Raw genomic sequence first — 3,569 nt, forward strand, 5'->3', positions numbered from 1 at the left:
ATCAAGTATTGCAAGCAGATACGCCGAGCCATCGCTATCTCTGGATGCAGGCAGCGCAATTGTTGCACTGGACCATGCAGGCGCTTCGGAAAGGCGCCATATGCAAAATGTGACGAATTCCGGCGAGAACGCAGGTTCACCGCAACAAGCCGCGAATTGGTGAGGCAGATCGCGATAGAACTGCTTACTCGGCAACTTTAGCGATGCTCATCGACTCGTGATCAAAACCTTTGATGAAGGCGCCATGAGAATTGAACAATGCGAAAAACTCATCGCCTTGACCATTCCGCATTGAGCCCATCATTTCTCCCGTGGCCCAATTTGCGTTGAAAGAGTAGTATCGATGCGGCCACTCAGGGCAGATTACTGCATCAAGGATCGCAACGGATTGGAGCAGCCGCTTTAATGAGAAGACGTCGGGCAGCTGACGCATGTTGCTTGTAGATGGTCCTGGCATGTTTCTGTTTCAATCGCAAAGGGGGCCGATTTGACCTGTTACGCACTGAAGAGACCACGAGTGCGGCCTGGTTGGCAATGTCTCCTCGTGGCACGAAGCGTAAGTGCCGGTGCGTACCGGCCAATTCCGGAGCTGAGGGTACACCGGCTGAGCCATCAGCGTGCCGGCCACAGCCGTCCTTGACCCGGAACGGACCTTGTATCTTCCGTATTTTCATCTCTTAATAGTCGCTGTTGTGGGTACATGAGCAGAGACTTGAAACGTGCCATATTGGGTCAAACGAATCCTTCTCAAGTCAGGCGAGCTTGTGACTGAGAAAGATCTTAGTCGCGATGAAAACTATTTTCAGGGCGCTGTGCCTGTTGTGGGCGATGTGATTAACGTTAGATACCGAGGTAAGAGTTTCGACGCCAAAGTCATTTGGGGCAACTGGCCCGGAAGAAATCACGCAGCGGAGACAGTTGTACCGCTACGGGTCGAGGAGATTTAGCATGGCTGCTTCTGGCCCCCCCAAGGGACATGCGAAGGCGTGAGTACCCAAAGACAGTTTCCGTGCGCTACCCCGCTGGCGACGTCAATCGGCCGCTTTGCTCGCGTGGATCGCAACGGCTTTGGCCGCGATGGCTCGATCCTTTTCCGGGTTTCCTCGAAGTCCCATACTTGATGTGACGAGGGAGGTGAGATAACGCGCGATGGCATTCGCATCGGCCTCCTCTCCCAGCATCCTAAAGACCCGGAGCGCATAGCGATCGTATTCATCTTCGGCCCCTTCGCAATCGGACACCCCAATGGGGTCCCATTCGTGAAGCAGAAGGTCTTTTATCAGATCAAGTTCAGGCCGCGTTGTCACTCAATGGCTCCTCGGTTCGCTGTGCCCACGATATCCGAACCCCGGTCCGTGATGTCGCCTTATGGCACGAAGCGTGAGTCCCGGAACGCACCGGGCATTTCCGCAGCTGGGGGTGGACCGGCGGTGCCATCCGCCTGCCGGCCACAGCGGGCCTTGACCCACCGCAGAGACGCCGCCGATCGATTGACCGGATGGATCCGTCGTGAGGCTCTCGGCTGAGGCCGTCCGATCGTTTCTGCCGGCGATGCCCAAGCCCGCCACCTCGTCATGACGCCGCGACGAGATTATCGATCCGGGACAGGAAGCTCCGCAAGATCGGCGACGTGTTGGCTTTGTGATAGCCGACCGCGACATCGACGGTCGGAGCCTCACCCTTGAGCGGCCGGCTGACGACGGACCAGGGCAGGAAGTGCCGTGCCGAAGCAGGCAGCAGCGCGACGCCGCGCGTCGAGGCGACAAGCGAAATCGCCATCGCATAATTGTCGATCTCGAATGACGGCACTATTTCCAGCTTACGGCGCGTGAAGTAATCGGCGATGATCCCGCGCAGCACGCGCGGCACTTTCGAGACTCCGATATAGGTCTCGCCGACGAAATCCTTGACGTCAACGGTCTTGCGATGCGCGAGCCTGTGGTCGCTCGGCAAAATCACGAGCAGCGGCTCCTTCGCAATCACCCTGATCTCGATATCGGGGATCCGTTCGGCGCGAAGAAAGGCGATGTCGAGCTTGCCCTGCACGAGCTCGTTCGCAAGCGTCGCCGAATGGTCGCTCGAGACCCGGATCTCGATATTGGCCAGTTCGCCGCGCAGCAGGCTGGTGGCGCGCGGCAGCCAGTCGACTTCCTGCCCCGTGGTAAAACCCACCGCAAAGACCTGCTTGGCCGGCTGGGCGGCACGCCTCGCGGCTTCCGCGGCGGCTTCGGCCTGCGTGAGCGCAAGACGCGCGTGATCGAGGAAGGCGCGGCCGGCGGCGGTCAGTTCGACGCCATGCACGCTGCGGGTCAGCAGGGGCACGCCGACTTCATATTCGAGATCCCTGATCTGGCGGCTGAGCGAGGGTTGCGCCGTATGGAGCCGCTTCCCGGCGGCGACCGTGAGGCTGCCTTCCTCGGCAACCGCAACAAAATAGCGAAGATGGCGGAGCTCCATTCCATGCCTCCCGGGTATGGACCAGAACCTACAAAGTCTTTTTCAAACGCGCCAGCGCAGCGCAAATAGCGCTCCGACAAGCAGGCGTTCCTCCCCGCCATACTCCATCGGCAGGACGGCGCAAGCGCTTGAGCGGAAGGACGTTGCCATGAGTACCCCCGTCATCGTCATTACCGGCGCCCTCACCGGAATCGGCCGCGCCGCCGCGCTGGCCTTCGCCCGGGAAGGCGCCGCGGTTGTCGTTTCTGGCCGCCACCAGGCCGAAGGCGAGAGGCTTGAAGCCGAGTTGCGCGGCCTCGGGGCCGAGGCTGCATTCGTCGCCGCCGACGTCCGTCACGAAGACGATATTCGCCGGTTGATCGATCGGACGGTCGCTCGTTTTGGCCGTCTCGATGTGGCCGTCAACAACGCGGGCACCGAAGGCCGGCCCGGGCCGCTCACCTCGCAGACGTCGGAGAGCTATGCCGGGATGTTTGATACCAACGTCCTTGGCACGCTGCTCAGCCTGAAGCACGAACTGCGGGTGATGCAGCCGCAGGGCGCGGGCAGCATCATCAATATCTCATCCACCATGGGCGAGCGTGGTGCTGCCACTCTCTCGCTTTACACCGCGAGCAAGCACGCGGTGGAAGGGCTGACGAAGTCTGCCGCGCTCGAAGCCGCTGCTTTCGGCGTGCGCGTCAACGCGGTGGCGCCCGGCCCGACCGACACGGCGATGCTCGATCGCCTGACCGGGACAGCCGACAAGAAGGCGGCGTTCTACGCCGCAGTCCCGCTCAAGCGCGGCGCCAGGCCCGAAGAGATCGCCGATGCGATCACGTTCCTCGGCTCGGCCAAGGCCTCCTTCGTCACCGGCCAGATCATCCGCGTCAACGGCGGCAAGACCGCCAGCTGACTCCGCCCCCGCATTCTCGGATATCTGGAATTTCGCCATGACCAATCTCAAGGGCAAGACCGCTCTCGTCACCGGCGCCTCGCGCGGCATCGGCCGCGCCAGCGCGCTCGCGCTTGCCAGACTGGGCGCGCTGGTGCTCGTCCACTACGGAAGCGGCGCCAAGCAGGCTGCAGACGTCGTCGCCGACATCCGCAAAGCAGGCGGCAAGGCCGATGCG

The 3,569-nt window shown here is 61.5% G+C and carries 5 protein-coding genes; 2 read left to right on the top strand and 3 right to left on the bottom strand.

Annotated elements, in window-relative coordinates; translation table 11 throughout:
* Positions 1-184 precede the first annotated feature (184 nt).
* From WCB02_RS12680 to WCB02_RS12690, 3 genes are all read right to left on the bottom strand, one after another.
* Positions 185-433 carry a hypothetical protein gene (locus WCB02_RS12680; protein WP_423958564.1) on the bottom strand — a complete coding sequence of 83 codons (249 nt, stop codon included), beginning with the start codon at positions 431-433 and terminating at the stop codon, positions 185-187.
* Positions 434-1,031: 598 nt separating this feature from the next.
* A complete protein-coding gene (locus WCB02_RS12685) occupies positions 1,032-1,307 on the bottom strand; it encodes a hypothetical protein (protein WP_423958566.1) in 276 nt (91 codons plus the stop codon).
* A gap of 265 nt (positions 1,308-1,572) precedes the next feature.
* On the bottom strand, positions 1,573-2,457 hold the full coding sequence (locus tag WCB02_RS12690; protein WP_423958567.1) for a LysR family transcriptional regulator: 885 nt from the start codon (positions 2,455-2,457) through the stop codon (positions 1,573-1,575).
* Between the two features lie 148 nt (positions 2,458-2,605).
* Here WCB02_RS12690 and WCB02_RS12695 point away from each other — a divergent pair, with 148 nt between their 5' ends.
* Both WCB02_RS12695 and WCB02_RS12700 read left to right on the top strand, forming a co-directional pair.
* Positions 2,606-3,352, top strand: coding sequence for an SDR family NAD(P)-dependent oxidoreductase (locus WCB02_RS12695; protein ID WP_423958568.1), 747 nt, complete (start codon positions 2,606-2,608; stop codon positions 3,350-3,352).
* A 37-nt stretch (positions 3,353-3,389) separates the two neighbouring features.
* Positions 3,390-3,569: SDR family NAD(P)-dependent oxidoreductase (locus WCB02_RS12700; RefSeq protein WP_423958569.1), on the top strand; the 180-nt coding region annotated here is incomplete at its 3' end.

Source organism: Bradyrhizobium sp. (assembly GCF_049581145.1).
Lineage (GTDB): Bacteria > Pseudomonadota > Alphaproteobacteria > Rhizobiales > Xanthobacteraceae > Bradyrhizobium.